The sequence below is a fragment of the Acidimicrobiia bacterium genome (assembly GCA_035471805.1).
GTDB lineage: Bacteria > Actinomycetota > Acidimicrobiia > Spongiisociales > JAHEDJ01 > JAHEDJ01.
In genome coordinates this window covers 1-19,108 of record DATIPS010000040.1, presented here as the reverse complement: position 1 = coordinate 19,108, position 19,108 = coordinate 1, and the positions used below count along the sequence as shown (strand labels likewise).

General features: G+C 64.1%; 17 protein-coding genes and 1 pseudogene. 9 read left to right on the top strand and 9 right to left on the bottom strand.

Going from position 1 to position 19,108, the window contains the following annotated elements; all coding sequences use genetic code 11:
• Nucleotides 1–19: 19 nt before the first annotated feature.
• The 3 genes from VLT15_08435 to VLT15_08425 all read left to right on the top strand — a co-directional run bounded on the left by VLT15_08435 (nucleotide 20) and on the right by VLT15_08425 (nucleotide 3,287).
• Entirely contained in the window at nucleotides 20–910 is an 891-nt protein-coding gene (locus VLT15_08435; GenBank protein ID HSR45241.1) for an ATP-binding cassette domain-containing protein, read from the top strand.
• On the top strand, nucleotides 907–2,094 hold the full coding sequence (locus VLT15_08430) for an ABC transporter permease (GenBank protein ID HSR45240.1): 1,188 nt from the start codon (nucleotides 907–909) through the stop codon (nucleotides 2,092–2,094). Before VLT15_08435 ends, VLT15_08430 begins: the two co-directional genes overlap by 4 nt.
• Nucleotides 2,095–2,276: 182 nt before the next feature.
• Nucleotides 2,277–3,287, top strand: coding sequence for a beta-ketoacyl-ACP synthase III (locus VLT15_08425; GenBank protein ID HSR45239.1), 1,011 nt, complete (start codon nucleotides 2,277–2,279; stop codon nucleotides 3,285–3,287).
• 7 nt (nucleotides 3,288–3,294) lie between these two features.
• Here VLT15_08425 and VLT15_08420 read toward each other — a convergent pair whose 3' ends face one another.
• Entirely contained in the window at nucleotides 3,295–4,035 is a 741-nt protein-coding gene (locus tag VLT15_08420; protein ID HSR45238.1) for a crotonase/enoyl-CoA hydratase family protein, read from the bottom strand.
• A gap of 70 nt (nucleotides 4,036–4,105) precedes the next feature.
• Between VLT15_08420 and VLT15_08415 the strand changes: the two genes are divergently transcribed.
• The 4 genes from VLT15_08415 (at nucleotide 4,106) to VLT15_08400 (ending at nucleotide 8,901) form a co-directional block, all read left to right on the top strand.
• Nucleotides 4,106–6,682 carry an AAA family ATPase gene (locus tag VLT15_08415; GenBank protein ID HSR45237.1) on the top strand — a complete coding sequence of 859 codons (2,577 nt, stop codon included), beginning with the start codon at nucleotides 4,106–4,108 and terminating at the stop codon, nucleotides 6,680–6,682.
• 70 nt (nucleotides 6,683–6,752) lie between these two features.
• The gene (locus tag VLT15_08410; GenBank protein HSR45236.1) at nucleotides 6,753–6,950 is read left to right on the top strand and encodes a hypothetical protein; all 198 of its coding nucleotides are present in this window, start codon (nucleotides 6,753–6,755) and stop codon (nucleotides 6,948–6,950) included.
• A 197-nt stretch (nucleotides 6,951–7,147) separates the two neighbouring features.
• A complete protein-coding gene (locus VLT15_08405; GenBank protein HSR45235.1) occupies nucleotides 7,148–7,396 on the top strand; it encodes a hypothetical protein in 249 nt (82 codons plus the stop codon).
• A gap of 158 nt (nucleotides 7,397–7,554) precedes the next feature.
• Nucleotides 7,555–8,901: a PQQ-binding-like beta-propeller repeat protein gene (locus tag VLT15_08400; protein ID HSR45234.1), complete on the top strand. Its 1,347-nt coding sequence runs from the start codon at nucleotides 7,555–7,557 to the stop codon at nucleotides 8,899–8,901.
• A gap of 87 nt (nucleotides 8,902–8,988) precedes the next feature.
• Here the strand turns inward: VLT15_08400 and VLT15_08395 are convergent, their stop codons facing one another.
• From VLT15_08395 to VLT15_08380, 4 genes are all read right to left on the bottom strand, one after another.
• Nucleotides 8,989–9,624 carry a class I SAM-dependent methyltransferase gene (locus VLT15_08395; protein ID HSR45233.1) on the bottom strand — a complete coding sequence of 212 codons (636 nt, stop codon included), beginning with the start codon at nucleotides 9,622–9,624 and terminating at the stop codon, nucleotides 8,989–8,991.
• A 55-nt stretch (nucleotides 9,625–9,679) separates the two neighbouring features.
• Nucleotides 9,680–10,048 carry a hypothetical protein gene (locus VLT15_08390; GenBank protein HSR45232.1) on the bottom strand — a complete coding sequence of 123 codons (369 nt, stop codon included), beginning with the start codon at nucleotides 10,046–10,048 and terminating at the stop codon, nucleotides 9,680–9,682.
• Between the two features lie 22 nt (nucleotides 10,049–10,070).
• Complete coding sequence (locus VLT15_08385; GenBank protein ID HSR45231.1) at nucleotides 10,071–11,909, bottom strand: AAA family ATPase; 1,839 nt, start codon at nucleotides 11,907–11,909, stop codon at nucleotides 10,071–10,073.
• Nucleotides 11,910–12,075: 166 nt separating this feature from the next.
• On the bottom strand, nucleotides 12,076–13,605 hold the full coding sequence (locus tag VLT15_08380; GenBank protein ID HSR45230.1) for a nicotinate phosphoribosyltransferase: 1,530 nt from the start codon (nucleotides 13,603–13,605) through the stop codon (nucleotides 12,076–12,078).
• A gap of 36 nt (nucleotides 13,606–13,641) precedes the next feature.
• Between VLT15_08380 and VLT15_08375 the strand changes: the two genes are divergently transcribed.
• On the top strand, nucleotides 13,642–14,226 hold the full coding sequence (locus VLT15_08375; protein ID HSR45229.1) for an isochorismatase family protein: 585 nt from the start codon (nucleotides 13,642–13,644) through the stop codon (nucleotides 14,224–14,226).
• Nucleotides 14,227–14,288: 62 nt separating this feature from the next.
• On the opposite strand, the gene VLT15_08370 is transcribed toward VLT15_08375, so the two are convergent.
• The 4 genes and pseudogenes from VLT15_08370 to VLT15_08355 form a co-directional block, all read right to left on the bottom strand.
• Nucleotides 14,289–14,774, bottom strand: coding sequence for a hypothetical protein (locus VLT15_08370; GenBank protein ID HSR45228.1), 486 nt, complete (start codon nucleotides 14,772–14,774; stop codon nucleotides 14,289–14,291).
• Nucleotides 14,775–14,878: 104 nt separating this feature from the next.
• Nucleotides 14,879–16,087 (bottom strand): acyl-CoA dehydrogenase family protein, encoded by a 1,209-nt coding sequence (locus VLT15_08365; GenBank protein ID HSR45227.1) that lies wholly within the window; start codon nucleotides 16,085–16,087, stop codon nucleotides 14,879–14,881.
• 86 nt (nucleotides 16,088–16,173) lie between these two features.
• Complete coding sequence (locus tag VLT15_08360; protein HSR45226.1) at nucleotides 16,174–17,079, bottom strand: AEC family transporter; 906 nt, start codon at nucleotides 17,077–17,079, stop codon at nucleotides 16,174–16,176.
• A 129-nt stretch (nucleotides 17,080–17,208) separates the two neighbouring features.
• Nucleotides 17,209–17,751 (bottom strand): annotated as a pseudogene (locus VLT15_08355) (redoxin domain-containing protein).
• 188 nt (nucleotides 17,752–17,939) lie between these two features.
• Here VLT15_08355 and VLT15_08350 point away from each other — a divergent pair.
• Nucleotides 17,940–19,108: MFS transporter (locus tag VLT15_08350; GenBank protein ID HSR45225.1), on the top strand; the 1,169-nt coding region annotated here is incomplete at its 3' end.

Here is a 19,108-nt window from a genome sequence, read left to right as displayed (position 1 = left end):
CCTGGTTGAGTGACCGGAGGTGGTGTTGCTTTCGCTCGTGAACCTTCACAAGAGCTTCGGAGACGTGGTCGCTCTCGACGGCGCCGGTTTCAACGTCCAACCCGGACGAATCGTCGGATTCCTCGGCCCGAACGGCGCGGGCAAGACGACTGCCATGCGTTGCGTATTCGGACTGGTCAACCCGGATTCCGGGACCGTCACATGGAACGGCAAGCCGGTCGATCACATCGACCGCACCGGCTTCGGATACATGCCGGAAGAACGCGGGCTCTACCCCAAGATGAAAATCGGCGAGCAACTCGCCTATTTCGGGCGCCTGTCCGGGCTGGGAAGAGCCGAGGCCGCGTCGGAGGCGGCCACCTGGCTCGGTCAGCTCGGCTTGGCGGAACGTTCCCTCTCCAAGCTGGAGGAGCTCTCGCACGGCAACCAGCAGCGAGTGCAGCTGGCCGCCTCTCTCGTCCACAAACCCCGGCTGGCGGTGCTCGATGAGCCGTTCGCCGGCCTGGACCCGCTCGGTGTCGAAGCGATGGCGGGCATCCTCCGCAACCTCGCAGACTCCGGCATGGGAGTCGTGTTCTCCAGCCACCAGCTCGATCTCGTTGAAGACGTCTGCCAGGACGTCGTCATAATCGATAACGGCCGGGTAATGGTGTCCGGGACCCTCGAAGAGCTGAAGGCCAAGTCCGAACACCTCCACCTCGAAGTGACCGTCGACGGGCGCGAGTGGGATCCCCAGATCTCCGGCGCGGTATTTGCCGGCAACGGGCGGCAAAAGAACCGCTACCTGGTCGATCGGGACGTCGATCTCCGGCAACTCCTCGAGCGGGCACAGGCGGATGGGACGGTGACCCGGTTCTCCGTCGAACCTCCCCGACTGTCGGACATCTTCCGAGAGGCGGTGAGCCGATGAACTCGCTCCGTCACATCCTTCTGGTCGCCTATAGAGACTTCATGCAGCGAGCCAAGAGCCGGGCGTTCCTCATCTCGATAGTTGTGATAATCGGCCTGCTTGCCGCAGTCGGCCCACTCCTGGCGTTCGAGATGCGCGATCCGGCACCCTACGACATCGGGACGCTCGGTTCGCAGCCGGAAGGGCTCTCCGGAGCGCTGGCTGCGTCCGCCGGAGCATTCGATCGGTCGGTCGAGGTCACCTCCTATGTCTCTCTCGAAGAGGGAGAGGCTGCAGTTGAGTCGGGGAGGGCCGATGTTCTGATCGTCGACGGTGCAGAGCTCGTTTGGAACGAGGAACCGTCCTTGCAGCTCGCTTCGATAATCACCGCCGCCGTGCAAGGAATCGACCGCCGGCAAGTAATCGCCGATCTCGGCCTCACCGCAGGAGAAGCCGCCTCGCTCCTCAACCCGTCACCACCCGGTTCCCGCATGCTCAACGACCCCGATCCGGAGGCGGGCCCCAAACAGATCGCCGCATTCGCCGGCTCGATCGTCCTCTATATCTCGATTCTGATGTTCGGACAGTTCGTGATGATGGGGGTTATGGAAGAGAAGTCGTCTCGCGTCGTTGAAGTGGTGCTCTCCCGTGTGCGCCCGCACGAACTCCTCGCAGGCAAGGTGTTGGGAATCGGAACCCTCGGGCTGGCGCAGCTCCTCATACTGGGCGCTGCCGCCCTCTTCACCGTCAGCCTGTTCGATATCGCGGACGTCAATCTCGGCGCCTTGAGCCTTCGGGTCCTCCTGTCCATAGTCTTCTGGTACCTGATCGGATTCTCGTTCTTCTCGGTCGTCTACGCAGCGCTCGGGGCAACGGTTTCGAGGCAGGAAGATGCACAGAGCGTTGCAATGCTGCCTGCCATGCTGCTGCTGCCCGGCTACTTCATCGCACTCACGACGCCCGAGCATCCGGACGGCGCGTTATCAACGATCGCCTCGATCGTCCCTCCGCTGTCGCCCTTGGTGATGCCGATCAGGGCCGCGGTGACCGACGTACCGATCTGGGAGATGCTGGTTTCCATCGGTTTGGTCGTGATCGCCACCTACCTCCTCGTCAGGCTCGGCGGCCGTATCTACAAGGGCTCCATACTCAAGATCGGCGCCAAAGTGAGACTGCGCGATGCCTGGAAGGCAGCCGGCCGGTAGAAGTAGACAGGTCTTGGGTATCGAGTAATCCTGGGCGGCGCGCCACGCCCCAGCACCCAAAACCTAGAACCCATAACCTAGAACTCGAGAGTGAGCGGAATCACTGCCGCAGGCCAACCGTTCCACTGGGGTCGCCCGCTTCGCCCTACTATGGCCCACACCCCCACACTCGGAGGAACACGATGGCGATTCGATCCAGGATCACGGGAGTCGGCGGATTCGTTCCACCGCGGGTCGTCACGAACCACGATCTCGCCAAAATGATGGATACTTCCGACGACTGGATCGTCGAGCGAACGGGGATTCGCCAGCGCCATTGGGCCGCCCCGGGCGATTCGCCCTCCGGCTTTGCTCTCGAGGCGGCCAACGCAGCGCTCGCCGCTGCGGATGTCGCCAAGGAGGACATCGACCTCCTTCTCGTTGCCACCCTCAGTCCGGACCACTTCTTTCCCGGCACAGCGTGCTTCCTCCAGGCCAAGATGGGAATCAGCGAAATCCCGGCCCTCGACATTCGCCAGCAGTGCACGGGCTTCATATACGGAACCTCGATCGCCGACCAGTTCATCCGCACCGGCATGTACGAGAAGGTGCTGGTCATCGGATCGGAAATCCATTCCAAAGGACTCGACAAGACCGATGCGGGTCGCGACGTTACCGTGCTGTTCGGGGACGGTGCCGGCGCAATAGTGATGGAGGCAACCGATGTCGAGAGCACCGACGACTCCCAGGTCTTCTCGACTCACCTCCACGCAGACGGCTCGGGAGCGAACGCGTTGTGGCTCTCCTCCCCCGGCATGGCACATCCGGACGGACTCGTCACCCATGAACACCTCGAGCGCGGGGACCAGTACCCCAAGATGAACGGCAGAGCGGTCTACGTCAATGCCGTGAAACGGATGAGCGAGGGCATAGACGACGCCCTCGCCGCCAACGACGTGACGATCGACGACGTCGACCTGTTCTTCTTCCACCAGGCCAACTTGCGCATCAACGAAGCTGTGGCCCAGCGCCTCCAGATTCCAGAGGGGAAGGTGTACAACACCATCCAGAAATTTGGGAACACCACGGCGGCTACGATCCCGCTCGGGATGAAAGAGGCCGTGGAGGACGGAACCTTGCAGCCGGGAATGCTGGTGGCGTGCGCCGCTTTCGGGAGCGGGTTCACCTGGGGATCGATGCTCGTCCGCTGGTGATGATCCGTCAGGTTCCGGCGCCTCCCCGCCCTGCTCCACCGGCGAAACGGGCGGCGCCTTCGGACGCCACGTTCAGGACACCCAACCCGTAGCGACGCTCGACCTCGAGCCCTTCAGCTATCGGTCGCCCGAGCCCCTCGAGCAGCGCCATCCGGTCTGAGCGAACGGTCTCCTGCTGAAACGAGGCAATCGCCGCGGCGATCTCGATCGCAGCCGTTACCGCCGAGCCGGCAGGAACCACCCGATCGGCGAGTCCGATCCGATGTGCTTCCGCTGCGTCGACAGACCGGCCGGTCAGGATCATGTCGAGAGCGCGCGACGTTCCGATCAGTCGCGGAAGGCGCTGCGTGCCCCCGTCGACCAGAGGCACGCCGAACCGTCGCTCGAAACACCCGAACACGGCACCGTCACCCGCCACCCGCAGATCACACCACAGAGCCATCTCGAGCCCCCCGGCGACGCAGTACCCCTCGACCGCCGCGATGGTCGGTTTCGAAACGACCATCCGGGTGAACCCGAGGAATCCATCCGGATGATCGACCAGGTCGAAGTCCTTGAGATCCGCTCCGGCAGAAAAAACTCCACCGGCTCCACTGAAGACCGCCACATCAGCCCCACCGTCGGAATCGAAGAGCCGCCAGGCTTCCCGCAATCCGTCGGCGGCTTCCTTGTTCACCGCGTTCCGTCGGTCCGGCCGCTCGAGAGTGATCAGCGCGACCCGCTCTCGCCGTTCGTAGCTAACAGGCATACTCACCTCCTCGGGGCCATCCTCGCACGGCCGTCCGGCATGAGTCTCCGCCCAACGGTACGATCGGCACATGGAGTTCCTCGAGAGGAATCACGAAATCGAGGAGTTGAAGGCCGCGCTCGATGCTGCGGCAACCGGCCGCGGGTCCGTCGTGCTGATCGGAGCCGAGGCAGGCATGGGCAAAACCCGGCTGGTGAACGAGTTCACGGGGAACCTGCCAGACACAGCGCGTTTCCTGTGGGGCGCCTGCGACGACCTGATAACACCCCGTATTCTCGGCCCGTTCCGCGACATCTGCGGCCAGCTCGGAGGGGCTGTCGCAGCACTGCTCGACTCCAACCCGCCCCTCGGAGACGTCTACGGCGTGATGCTCGACGCTTTCGACGGTGGACACCGGTCGACCGTAGTCCTTATCGAGGATGCCCATTGGGCGGATGCCGCCAGCCTGGACGTGCTCAAGTATGTGGGCCGTCGAATCGAGCGAATCCCGGTGGTTCTAATCGTGACCTTCAGAGACGACGAACTCCATTCGGGACACCCACTCCGCTTCGTCCTCGGAGAGTTCAAACCGGACACGGTGCGCCGGCTATCGCTTGCGCCGCTCTCGAGAGAAGCGGTCGAGAGACTGACCGATCAGACGAGCGTGCCCGAAGATGTGTACGAGTTGACCGGCGGGAACCCGTTCCTAGTCACCGAGCTACTGTCGGCCGGCGGGTCGAGAGTGTCGCGCAATGTGGTAGATGCGGTTACGGCACGGCTGCGTCGACTTTCGCCAGCCGCCCGATCGATCGCCGACCTGGTTGCCATCATCCCCGGAAGATGCGATCGGCGGTTGCTGGACGACGCTGATATCGAGCCTGCCGTCACGGAAGGACACGAGCGCGGCCTCCTGGAGTTCGACCAGCACGCCATCTGGTTCCGCCACGAGCTGGCCAGAAGGGCAGTGGAGTCGGCGATGCCGGCCAGGCGCCGATTCGAGTTGCACAAGTCTGTTGCCCATCGGCTGAGCGACCTCGACCTCGATCCGGCCAGGATCGTGCACCATGCCGAACTTGGCGGCCTGACCGAGGCGGTTGTTCGGTTCGCGCCCGTTGCCGCTCGCCAGGCACGGACCGCCGGCGCACACCGTGAGGCCGTCTCTCATTACCGTCGCGTCCTACCCCATCTCGAACTCATGCCGCCGGCGGAACGCGCGGAGCTCCTCGGGGAGTACACGACCGAGTGCTACTACACCGACGACCAGCAAGATGCGCTGGACGCGGCCGAGCAGGCCCTGGCGGGATACCGGGAGCTGGGCGATCAGCCGGCCGAAGGGAGAATGCTGCGCTGGTTGTCACGGGTGCGCTGGTGGCTCGGCGATCGCGAAGGTTCCGAAGCGGCAGCAGCGGAGGCCATATCAGTCCTCGAGGCTCTGGAACCGGGCGGGGATCTCGCCATGGCGTACTCCAACCTCGCCCAATTACACATGCTCTCGCAGCGCCTCGATCCTGCCGTACTCTGGGCCACGAAGGCCATCGAAACGGCCGAAGCGGTCGGCGACAAGAGCGTCCTGGCACACGCGTTGAACAACCTCGGGTCCGCCCGGGTCCGGGCAGGCGATCTCGGCGGCCGGCAACTCCTACTCGAGAGCCTGAATGTGGCCCTTCGAGAGGGCCTGGACGAACATGCCGCCAGGGCATACAGCAACTTCTCGTGGGTGGCCCTCGACTATCGGGAGTACGGGCTGGCGGCCGATTATCTCCGACAGGGAATCAACTTCTCGGTCGATCACGAGTTGCACGGTTACGACTACTACATGGTGGCGCAACGAGGCAGGATGAGATTCGAGCGCGGCGATTGGGAAGGAGCAGAGTCCGATGCCCGCTGGGTCATGAGCCGCCCACAGGCGCCCGGTATCACCACCCTGCCGGCGCTCACGCTGCTCGGGCGCGTTCAAACCCGCCGAGGCGACCCGGCGGCATCCGAAACGCTGGCCGAAGCCTGGGAACTTGCCAAGGGAGCCGACGAGTTCCAGCGACTCGGCCCTGTTGCGGTCGGCCGAGCCGAACTGGCGTACCTGGCCGGGAACCTCGACGAGGTTCGCGCCGCGATCGAGCCCGCCTTTGAACTCGCCCTGGAACTCAGGCAACCGTGGGTGGGCGACGAGGCGATCTACTGGATGTGGCGCAGCGGAGGGCTCGAGACCGTCCCGGAGACGGTCGAGCCGTTCGCGCTCCAGATCGGCGGTCATCCCGATCGTGCGGCTGCCGCCTGGGCAAGGCTCGGATGCCCGTACGAGGAAGCGATGGCGCTGGCTGATTCCGATAGGGAGGAACCCCTGCGCCGAGCCCTCGTGATCCTCGACCGGCTGGGCGGCATCCCCGCTGCTTCCCTGGTGCGGCGAAAGCTGAAGAGAGTCGGTGCCAGGGCAATCCCGCGTGGCCCCAGATCGACGACCCGCGCGAACCCGGCCGGCCTCACCGACCGGCAGGTAGAAGTGTTGAGCCTGATCGTCGAGGACCTGACTGATGCTGAAATCGCCGAGCGACTCTTCGTGTCGGCGAAGACGGTCGGACATCACGTTTCGGCGATTCTCTCGAAGTTGGGTGTTACGTCCAGGCGAGAGGCCGCCGATCAAGCCAGGCGTCTGGAGATCTTCCCAACATAGGGAGCGAATCCGGACAAGATGGGGAGCCACGCCCGATGCGCAAACTCCGGGTCGGCCGTACGTTGCATGAGTGAAGCTACGAACCACGGAGACTCTGATGTATCCCCTGACCACCACCCAGATGAGGGCGCTCCAGGAACAGTTCTATGTCTCGGAGACAACGCTGGAAATGCAGGGCGAACACCCCCACCGCATGTCCCGAGCAACGTTGCGGCGGCAGATCCACCTGCGGCCCGCCCGGCGCGACTTGCTCATAGGCCCACTCTGAGCCGACTCCCCCGCCACCCCCGGATCGAGCGCACCGGGGGTGGTCGCGTTGATCCTTGCCCGATGGCGTGAAAACGATTGCCCTCTCATCGCAGCGGCGCGATGCTGGATCTAGGCCCGTTCCGCACGCGGAAGTTGCCAGATGGAGCTCGGCCAAGTGTTCTCTCCGCCTTCGGAACAGGTCGGAAGGAGGGCGTCATGACGCTCCTGCATCATGCTCCTGCCGAGACGTCGGCACCGGTTCGGGAAACGATCCCACCAACCCAAGTACCCTCTCCGCTGCGGAGTCTGGCCATTCTCTTGATGGCCGTTCTCGCTATTACCGCGGCAGTGCTGGTGGCGATGGTGTTTATCGACACGGAACCAGCCGAGATTCACGACTCGTGGATGAACGTACCGGGAGCAGTACAAACAGTCGAGATCCACGACTCCTGGCTGGCCGGCTGACCGGGCATCCAGTTCGTTTTCGGGTCGGGCTCGCCGCCAGGAGGGTGGTTTCCGGCGCGGGAATGATCATCACTCGGCCTTCCGGGTGGCGTAATGTTGAGGCAACTCAGGGGGTCTTTGTTGCAATCAGCGCGCCCGCCGTCGGGAAGAGCCAAATGGTGAGTCCGCCCACGGTCAACCGGCGGCGCAGTTCGCCGCCGGGCTTCAAGCCGCCGGTTCCACTCTGGCCTCTCCTGGCGTCCGCCGCCATCATCATCCTCCTCGGTACCAACGCACTTGCCTGGTATCTCCTCTACTCCGAAGACCCGGAACCCACGACGCCGGCCACAGTCCCGCCATCGCCCGACACCCCGTCCACGGTCGTTCCCTCCTCTCTGCCCATCGTCGATCCCCCCGATCTCGGTGTCTTCGGCCGACACGATTTCCGGGGCAATCTGGCGCTCACGGGTGAGACCGATGGGGGCTTTCGACAGCTCCTCGGCAGCTACTGGAAGCCGGTCCAGCCGGGCGGCTTCTTCGGAGCCGACCCCATTGCCTACGGCCGCTTCCTATATGTCGTGAGCGCCACCCACGACGTCGTGTACGCCGTCGACCAAACAAGCGGAGTCATCAGCTTCAGCATGCAAACGAACGGACGAATGCAGAGCGCTCCCGCGGTAGGCCAGTTCACCTACAGCACGGGCCCGGAGGGCAACTCGGAAACGGCCACCCGCCTCATCGCCGTGAGCGAGGACGGGACTGTCTACTCGAGGAATGCCCTCGGCGGAGGAAGCTCGAGCCACTGGCAGATGCAGCTCGGCGTCGATGTCTCTGCGGCGCCGTTGATCGCGGATGACAAGGTCATCATCGCAACGGAGGGAGGTTCGGTGATTGCCGTTTCCATCGACTCCGAAGTGGTGTGGCGGTACCCGGTTCCAAACACCTACTCGTCTGCCTTTGCGCACACTCCCGCCATCTCCAACGGAATCATCTACGCTCCGGACGAGGCAGGGCGGCTCCACGAGATCGATCTCGAGACCGGAACGGCGGTCTGCGCGCCTATCGCGATGGGCGCCCGCCCGTCGAGCCATCCTCTGATCGCCGAGGATCAGGTGCTGATTCCCTCCGACGGTTCGATTCTCGTCATGCCCACCGACCGGTGCAACGCAGCGCCGCGCTTGATTCTCGACCAGGTCGACCTGCCCCTCTCCCCCGCCTATGCCGACTCGGTCGTCTACTCGGTCGAGAACTCCTACCTTCTCGCCTGGGACCTGGAGACCCTGGCAGACACCGTCTGGGACCTGCCCTTCGACGCCGGCGACCGCATTACCACCGCTCCCACCGTCGCCGAGGGCGTCGTCTATGTGGGCACCCAGGGAGGCACCGTCCACGCAGTCGATGCAGCAACCGGCGAGGCCCTCTGGCGGTTCGAGGTCGGCGAACCGATCTTTGGAGGTCCAATAGTCACCACCAACGGCATCTTCGTCACCACCGCCCAGGAGATCATCTCAATCGCAGGCGAGTGAAGTGGAGCCGGACCGTCTGCCACCCGGCCGGGGGCGATGGGGCATCGGCGTTGTTGCTCCACCACACGGGCCGCGCCGGCCCGCGATCTAGCCGCTTCGCCTGAACAAACCGTAGAGAAAGTGCTGGGTCCCGCCGGTCGGTGTGGTGTGGGCTTCCTCCCGGAACGCGAGCGGCTCGAACTGGTCACCCAGCGCATCCTCCAGGTCGTCCGGCCCGTATTTTCGCACCGGGAGTCCGCTGCACGTGTCCGGCCCCCGGAGTCCGAAGGTTGCGAGTACGACATGACCCCGCTCCGTGAGGTTCGCCGCGAGAGAATCGAGATACACCCGACGCTCCTCCGCATCCGTCAGAAAGTGGAACACGGCGCGATCGTGCCACAAATCGAAGTTCCTCTCGCTCCGGTAGCCCCCGATATCGCCCTCTACGAGCGTCGGTGGACCCGCCACCGGGCCGATGCGAGACCGGACATGAGCTATCGCGGCCGCCGAGACGTCGATTACGGTCACGTCCCGGTACCCGATCTCGATCAACCGGTCGCACAGCAGCGACGACCCCCCGCCGACATCGACGATCCGCTGCGACGCCGACAACCCGGCCAGACCGATGAGGTCCAGCGAGTTCTGGGGGTTCGGCTGATACCAGGTGAGCATCTCGGGCGGCCGGGCCTCGTGAACCGTGTTCCAATGATCCGCACCCGCCCCGAGCGGCGAGGGTTCCTTCATATCCCCATTGTTCCACAGGTTGGATCGGTCCTCAGGTCCGGCCGGAATCCTGTGCTCAGATCCCCGCGAACGGACTCTCCCCACCAACTTCGGTCCCGCAGATCTGACATCGCCCGATTCCCTCCAGGACAACCGAATCGCAGTTCGGGCAGCGGAGCTTCTGACGGTATACGCGCCCGTCGGCGACACCGTCGGCTGAATCCATGGCGAGGATTCGCTCCTCCAGTTGCTCCCGGGTGTATCCGGACTCCGCGAGCAACGACCACATCGCTTCTGTCACGATCACGAGGCGGTCGAGGCGGTCGTTGACGTCGTGGATCCTGGACGTATCGGCGGACGCGAACGTTCCGGCCGAGGCAGCCGCACCGGCCGCCTTGCCTGCCTGTCGCGATCCCATCACATAGCCGGTTATGAAGTCGAACATGAGCGAGAGTACGTTCTCTGTCTCAGACGAACCCGGGATCGTCCGGATGACGGTGAATGACCAGGTCCTCGTCGCGCAGGTCGATGATCGTTCGGATCTTCCCTCCATCAACGGCGAGGGCACCTTCGATCACATCGATTATCTCGTCGTCCACCAGTTCGTTGCGCAGAAGCAGTTGATCACGCAATGCCTCGACGATGTGGCGGTTGCCCGAGAGAAGCGCTGTTACCTCCTGCTTCTGAGCAGCCAGTAACTCGTCGACCGCCCTCCGGGCCTGATCGTCGGCGAGGACCGCAGCCGCCAGATTGCCAGACAGCGGACCGCCGTCGAGGGCTCTGAAGGAGATGAGTGATCCCCCGAGGCCCATTGATCCGACCATCTCGACGGCGATCGTCGTTGCCGCCGCCAGGTCACCGGCCGGACCGCTTCCGGACTCATCGAAGAACAACTCCTCGGCGACCATGCCGGCGAGTGAAATCTGAATCGACGCAAGCATCTCGCTTCGTTGCTGTGTATGGCGCTCCTCGAGGAGTCGATGAGCGAGAAACCCGAGGGCTTCTTTGCGCTTGATGATCGACAGCATCTCGAGCTTGCGCCCCTTTCCGACCAGGTAGGCGGCGGTCGCATGCCCCGCCTCATGGGTGGCGATCGTGCGGCGGTCGCTCTCCGGAAGGTCGAGCGGTTCGGGCAGGCCGATCTCGATCTCCATCCGCGCCTGCCAGAGGTCGGCGATCGTGAGCGCCGAGCGACCGTCCCTCAACGCGAGCAGCAGAGCCTCATCGAAGAGTCGCTCGAGTGACGCCGGCGTGTACCCCAGGGTGGCGGCGGCGAGGTCGTCTCTGGCGCTCTCGTCGGCGAGATCCCCGTCGTGGGCCTTCTTGGACAGGAAGTACTCGATCAACGCCAAACGGGCACTGCGACCCGGGAGATCGAAGTGGAGAACACGGTCGAAACGGCCGGGCCGCAGCAGGGCCGGGTCGAGCGCCGCGGCGCGGTTGGTGGCGGCGATGAGGAGGATGTTGGTGTACTCGGGAGCGTCCTTCTTCAGCTGATTCCCGGGGGCCAGATACCGATTGAGGAAATCTTTGAAAACTCCCTTGACCTTGGAGGCAAAGGGCGGTGAGTCGAAGCTCTGCATCTGAATCAGCAGCTCGTTCACGGTTCCGCCGGTCTCTTGGCTGACTCCGGAACGGTTGACGGTCATCCGTGCCGCCCCCCCTGCCGGAGAACTCACTCCGGAACGACTGAGCCCGATGGCATCGATCTCCTCGATGAACCCGATCGCGCCGCCCTCCGCTCTGGCAGCCTTGCGAAGGTCCTTGAAGAACTTCCGGATCTTGCGGGCAGTCATTCCGTACCACATGCTCTGAAAGGCGGTGGCCGAAACAAACAGGAACGGCACCTCCGCCTCGGCGGCCATCGCCTTTGCCATATGGGTCTTTCCGGTTCCGGGAGGGCCTTCGAACAGAACACCCCGACGCGGGCTTCCACCCATCTCGTCGCGGAACCGCTTGTAATCGAGGAGCACCTCGAGAGTGTGCCGCACCTCTTCCTTGAGCCGGTCCGCTCCGTGGACGTCTGCGAACGAAACCTCGATCTCTTCGGGTCGGAAGGTGATGTGCGGCGACCGGGCGTTGGCCAACATCGGGGCAACGAGCACTACGCCGAGCAGCAGGATGATGAGGACCCCCGGCAGCCAGAACATGGCGTCGGGCCCGAGCTCCGGCATATGCGGCCACGGGGTATCACCCTTGAAGATCCGCGACCACATCCAGGCGGCGATCAAGCCGAGGATGATGGCGAGCGTCCGAAGACGCGCCCTGCGATGCCGTTCCCTTTTGAGTGCGACCGTGCCCGCCAAGACCAGCCCCTTCGGTTGAGTTATTATCAGACTAGCCACGGAGAGTGGTATTGGCTAGGGGTCAAAGGGGAATCTCTCACCGAGAGAGGCGGATTGGTCTGCTGAGGGGGCGCACAAGCGGCAGAATCTGCCTCTTGTTGCGGCCCGGCTCGGCGGATCCCGAAAGCTATCCGGTCCGATGAGCCTGGACGAGCGTTTGCTTCAGTTCGAGAAGCGGCCTCGTTACGGATACGTGATAGGTGTGCGGGTTGACCAGCCTGCGAACGCCGGTGTCCAGGCGGGCGAGATCCGCGGCGCGCCGGCTCCGAGCTTCCGAGATGTCGCCCAGACCGGCCACGACCTCTCCCTCCGTGACGATCGGCTCTAGCAACGCTTCCACGGCCGAAATCTGCGCAGCCTCCAACGATCGCCCAACACCGGGCCGAGCGGGGTGAAGGATCTCCAGAGGCCTCCGGGTGAGGTCCTCACCAACGAGGGCGATGACATCGGCTGTGGCGATGCCGCGCTCGTCGTAGACCCTCCACAGAGACTTCACTCCCGGCAAAGCCAGCTTGTCCGGCGAATCCGAGATCTTGATCGCCGGTTGCCAGGAACCGGCACCGTCCTTGACCGCAACTGCCTTGTACACGCCGTCGAAACTGGGATCCCCGTCGGAGGTTGCCATGCGGGAGCCAACACCGTAGACGAGCCGGGCGAGCATCTGATCGACATCCAGGCCGTAGTTGGGAGCCTCCTCGACGACCTGGTTACGAATCTGCCAGATGGTCAACTCGTCGAGCTGGCTCGAAAGAACGATCGACGTGTCGGCGAACCCGGCTGCATTCAACAGGGCAGCCGACCGAACAGCCAGATGCGCAAGATCGCCCGAGTCGAGGCGGATGCCCACCGGACGGTGACCTCTGGACTTCAGCTCCTCGAAGACGCGGATCGCGTTCGGAACGCCGGACTCCAGCGTGTTTATCGTGTCCACCAGCAACAGACAATCGTCGGGATAGGCCTCCCCGTAGGCACGGAACGCTTCGAGCTCTCCTCCGGCGATCGCCATGAATACCTGCACCATCGAATGGCCGTGAGTTCCCTTCGAGGGAATACCGAGCTCGTGAGATATCCCGACATTCGATGAGAACTCGGCGCCGCCGATCAGCGCCGAGCGCGACGCTCCGATTCCCCCGAATCCATGGGCGCGGCGAAGCCCGAACTCGAGAACCGATCCACCGTGCGCGGCTTCGACCACACGGGATGCTTTGGTGGCAATCAAGGTCGCATAGTTGAGATGGTTGAGCAGCGACGACTCGAGGAGTTGGGCTATCACGAGGGGCGCTTCCACGATGGCTATGGGAGTGTTGCGATGCACAACCCGACCCTCGGGAACAGCCCACAGAGAGACATCGCCGAAACCGCCTATCTCCTGCATCCATTCGAGGAAGTCGTCTTCGAAGATGGCTCCCCCGCTCCCGGAGCGCAGAGATCGAAGGGCGTCGGCAACCGGCGCATCGAACCTGGATTGCTGCATCCAGTCGACGAACGGAGCCAGGCCTGCTGCTATCGAGTACCCGGCCTGGTGGGTTCCATAGTCGGGATAGGAACGGAACGAGTGCTCGAAGCGCGCCGGACGTTCGCCCAGACCGTTCCGGAAGTAGAGCTGGGCCATGGTCAGCTGGTAGTGGTCTGTGAAGAGGATTCCGGTGGTCAGCACCATGCGCACTGTAATCGGCGGACGTAGACTTCAAACATGCCCGCCTACGATCCTCACTCTGTGTTGATAGTCGTAGACATGCAGAACGACTTCGCCGATCCGGCCGGGAGCCTGTACGTTGAGAGCGGCGGCGGACTCGTCGGACCCGTCAATCGGGAGATCATCAGGGCAACGTCGGCGGGGGCATTCGTGGTCTACACGCAAGACTGGCATCCCGGATCCACCCCCCACTTCGAGAAGGACGGAGGCATCTGGCCTGTTCACTGCGTCGAGGACTCCTGGGGAGCGGAGCTGCACCCGCGGCTGATAGTGGCGGGACCGGTCGTGAAGAAGGGCTCCAACGGTGAAGACGGGTACTCGGGCTTCACGGTCCGCGACCCGTCGAGCGGTCGGGAGTCCCCTACCGAGATGGCCGGATTGCTGCACCAGCATGGAGCCACTTCCGTGCTGGTCGTCGGCCTGGCACTGGACTACTGCGTCGGGGCGACCGCTCGCGACGCCGCGGCGGCCGGTTTCCGAACCCGCATCTCATTGGATCACACTGCTGCGGTCGATCTGGCCCCCGGCGACGGAACCCGCATGGTTGAGGCTCTCGCTCGGGAGAACGTCGAAATCGGCTGAGCTGGTTTCCGCGCAGTACCGTGAACGAAGGTGAGTCACGGCACTGCGCGGAAGCTTCTCGGCTACTCGGTGTTGCGCAACCCGCTCAAACCTCCGGCAACGACGAGCACGGTGCCGACGATCAGAATCAGGAACCCTATCCCGGTCCCCACCGTGTAGGCCTCGGGGATCATGCCGCCGGCGGCGGCCTGGGCGAATCCACCTTGCAGGGTCTCTGCCTCATCGCCGGCGTCCAGCATCTTCACGACCGCGTAGACGAGCAACGCTGTGCCGAGCACCGCCACCGTCATCGAGGAGTTCCTGTCCATGGCAGAGGCGCGTGCGCCGTACAACGCCAGACCGACAACCGCAACGATGATGACCACGAGCGCGATCTGTGCCCACGTGTCGAGACCGCCCCAGATAGTCGGGATACTCTCGGGGAACCCCGGATCTGCGGCATTGAGGTCCGGCAATAGACCCTCGCCGTCCGTGCGAAGCGCTTTCAAGAACAGACCGACGATCCCGATGATCACGCCGGTCAAGGCGAACAACCTGCCTGTATGCACTGTCTACTCCCTCTCGTCTCCCAATCGAATAGAAGAGACTCTAGGGAACCGACCGCAGCGATGGCGGATTACCGGAGCGGTTGCAGACCGGCAGCCGTCGAATCTCAGCCCCGCAGATCGACCTCTCCGTACTTGGCCAGTTCGGTGCGGGCGACAACGTTGCGATGGACTTCGTCCGCCCCGTCGTAGATCCGCCCCGCTCGCTCGTGCCGGTACCAGGATGCCAGCGGCGTGTAGTCCGTCATCCCCAAACCGCCGTGCACCTGAATGGCCCGATCGACGACACGCTGAAGCGTGTTGGCAACGAAGAACTTGATGGCAGAGATCTCGGCTCTGGCCGCTTTGTTCCCGACCGTCTCGAGCTTGTGGGCTGCATCGAGCACCATGAACCTGGCTGCATTGGTTTCTGCCCTGCTGTCGGCGATCCAATGCTGCACCACCTGACGTGTCGCCAGCGGGCGGCCCGGTGCAATCTCTCGCTCGATCGCGTGACGTGCCATCAACTCGATCGACCGCTCGCAGATGCCTATCCAGCGCATCGTATGATGAATACGGCCGGGACCGAGACGTGCCTGTGCCAGAACGAACCCCTCGCCCTCTCCGGCGATCCTGTTGGTTACCGGCACCCGGCAGTCGTTGAACGACACTTCGGCGTGGCTCGACCAGCCGCTTCCCACGTCGCCCATCACCGGCGTGTTCCGCACGAGCTTGAATCCAGGCGTATCGGTTGGAACGATGATCATGCTCGCCCGTCCGTAGCGCGGGGCGTCCGGATTCGTGACCGCCATAAGGACCGTGAAGGCGGCACCGTCGGCACTGCTCGAGAACCACTTGTCGCCGTTTATCACATACTCGTCGCCGTCACGAACCGCCGAAGTCGACATCCAGGTCGGGTTCGATCCGGCGTGGCCCGGTTCGGTCATCGAGAACGCGCTGCGGATGTCGCCGGCCACGAGTGGCTTCAGCCATCGCTCCTTCTGCTCGTCGTTTCCGTACCCCAGCAGGAGTTCCATGTTGCCTACGTCCGGAGCCTGCGCGTTGCAGGAGAAATGACCCAGCGGGGTGCGGCCCAGCTCCTCGCTCAGGTGGGCGAACTCGACGAGCGACATCCCGGCTCCGCCCACCTCTGCAGGGATCGCCGGAGCCCACATTCCCATCGCTTTGGCCTTGGCCCGTGCCTTCGCCAACCCCGGCATCAGCTCGTCGGGAGTTCCGGTCAGGAAAGCAGGCTCCAGTGGGATTACCTCGTGGTCGATGAACTCCCGTGCCGTGCGCAGCAGATCGGACAGTGAGGATGAGATCGCAAAGGTCATGTCCGCATCCTAGAAGGGGTTCGCCCGACTCGCTCACCCGGCCTCAGATCCGGATTGCCGGGAGGCCACCGGCTTTGCCGGGCCGGTCAGATGACCAGCAACGCGACCGTAAGGGTGGCGGCGCTGGCCAGGGTCGTGAACAGCACCGTGGTGGTGACGAGATCCGGAACCAGATCGTGCTCGATCGCGATGATGGAGCAGAAGACCGCCGCCGGCATCGCAGATTGGATGATCGTGACGCCGGCATCCACCCCGTCCAGTCCGAACACCGCCACGAGCAGCGCGGTAACGGCCGGCGCCAGTAGCAGCCGGAAGCCCGACGCCAGCATCACATCACGGTCGATCTGGGGCCGGCCCATGCCGGCCAGCTGAATTCCAAGCGTCATGAGCATCACCGGGATCATTGCGTCGGCCAGCAGACCGATCGACCGGTCGGCGAACAGCGGCAGGTTCACGTCGCCCGCATTCACCAGCACCGCAGGCAACGCCACCAGGAGAGCCGGAGTGCGGAGGCCTTTGGCCATGGCCTGTAGCGGACTCAGCCGGTGCCAGGTCGCGGCCGTGACACCGATGAAGAAAGCAAGAGCATTGATGGTGAGGAATGCAATGCCGGCGAGAGGAAGTGCCTCCTCCCCGAACGCGAACGTGACGACCGGAAGGCCGAAGTTGCCCACATTGCCGTAGACGGCGACGAGGACCAGAGCGGCAGTCACCTTGGCCGGCCGGCCGAGAGCTCTGCCGACGGCCAGGGCCACGACGCCGCCGACCAGCGTGGTGATCGTGAGCGTACCGACCATCCGCAGAACCACGTCGGCCTGCAGGTCGGCGGATGAGAGGATTTCGAAGATGAAAGCAGGAGCCAATACGTAGTACGCGGCCCGGGCGAGAGACCGTGCGTCGATTTCCAGGCGCGGACCCAGGAAGTAGCCGGTTCCGACAATTAGGAACACCGGGACCAGAGTGTCGATGAAGATCGGGACGAGGTCGCGCATCCGGCCGGAGGCTAGCGAGGCGGCCGAGGGTTCTGAGTCCCAGGCCCAGGTTCTGAGGAGAAGAACTCGACGCCGGCGGGTCAGCAACCCAACAGGACCCGGCACCCGGAGCACGGGCTGCGGTTCCCTCTACGTCTTGCTCCTCAGTTCCTTCACGAGTTCGATGTACCGGTCCATCTGGGCGATGTATACGGCGGCGTCTTCCGCAACGTCGGCGTGACGCATCTTCATCGCGGTGACGGCAAACCTGGCTCCCCGGAAGTAGGGCTCCATCGCATGCAACGGCATCGCGCGCGGGCCGGGCTCGATCGGACCCAGTTCGACGTCTTCGGCGACGGTGGCAGGCAGACCGAGTCCTGCCAGGGCGGCGATTGCCGCATCCTCGGAAGCGCGATCGGCGAAATCACGACTGGTCTCTCTGAAGGCGACCTCGGACTCCGGTGTCACCACGAACAGCGACGGTCGAGCAAGCTCACGAGGATCATTCGAGTCCGAAACGCCGAACGGTTCGATCGCCCCGGTACGATCCGGGTCGCTGAGCAGCGGGAACGGCAACTGCAGTTTGTCGATCATGGCCGCGTTCTGGCCCGGTGAATCAACGGATATCACCGCGATGCGGCCACCGGCTTGCATGACTTCCCCGTATCGGTTGGACAAGCTGACCAGCTGCCCGTTGCAATAGGGTCACCAATCACCGCGGAGGAATACCAGGAGCCGGGCGGTGTCGAGGTGTCTGGAAAGCACCCACTCCGCTCCCGACTGGTCGATCAAAGCGAAATCCGGCGCTTGCATGGTCCTCCTCCCCGAAGAAGGGCACCATAGCGCAGCGTCGTTGCCGTCGCCGCTTGTAAGGTCCTTTCATGTCCGGCCCCGTCGACGTAAAACGCGCCCAGTTCACCGTCCTCCTGGCAGCCGCAATGGCAGCGGCAACGTTCGCCGGCCCGGCTTTCGCCGTTCTCGCCCGGTTCATCATCGATGACCTCGGCCTGACCAGGGCCCAGTTCGGCCTGGTCGTGGCTGCGTTCTCAGTGGTCGGCGCCGTGGCGTCGCCCCCGATTGGAAGCATGACCGACCGGATCGGTGGTCGGAGATCTCTCGCCGGACTCTTCTTCCTGAGCGGACTGGGAATGCTGGCAGTTTCGGTTGCTTCTTCCTATGCCCTCTTGGTCGCCACCGGAATCCTGACCGGGATAGGGCAAGCAGCGGGAAACCCCGCGACGAACAAGCTGGTTGCGGTGCACATTCCGGTCGGCGGCCGCGGCGCCGTCACCGGTTTGAAGCAATCGGGAGTCCAGGCCGGCGTATTCCTGGCAGGGATTCTCCTCCCCGCCGGTGCCCTCGCCTGGGGATGGAGAGCGACACTTGCCATTGCCGGAGGCATGTCACTTCTCGCCCTGGGAGCCGTCGGCATGATCGTCCCGGCAGATCCTCGCCGGGTGGACCAGTCGACGGTATCTACCAGGATCTCCTGGTCGGAACCGGTTCTCTGGCTATCCGCCTACGGGTTCCTGATGGGCCTGGCCGGTGGAGCTGTCAACACCTACATACCTCTGTTCGGTGAGGAAGCGATCGGATTGTCGGTCTCGGTTGCCGGGTCCGTTGCCGGCATCGCCGGGCTGGTTGCCTTCTTCTCCCGAATCGCCTGGGCTCGCCACAGCGAGCGGAAATCGAGCTACATCTCTTCTCTCACTCAGATATCCGCCTTGTCGGTTCTGTTCGTTGGTGCGCTCCTGGCATCCCGAAGCGCGGGAGCCTGGTTTCTCTGGATCGGCGCTTTGGGACTGGGGGCAAGCGCCACCGCCTGGAATGCGGTCGGGATGCTGGCCGTGATGGTCTTCGCCGGTCACGAGCGCTCCGGAGGGGCCTCCGGAGTGGTGCTCCTCGGATTCCTCGCCGGCCTGGGTGTGGGCCCACCGGTGTTCGGCTGGTCGGTCGACCGGTTCGGCCAATACGGTCCGGGCCTCTGGGGGGTGATGATCACCTTTGGACTGGCCACGCTGGTCGCGGCCCTGTGGAAGCGCTCAACCCG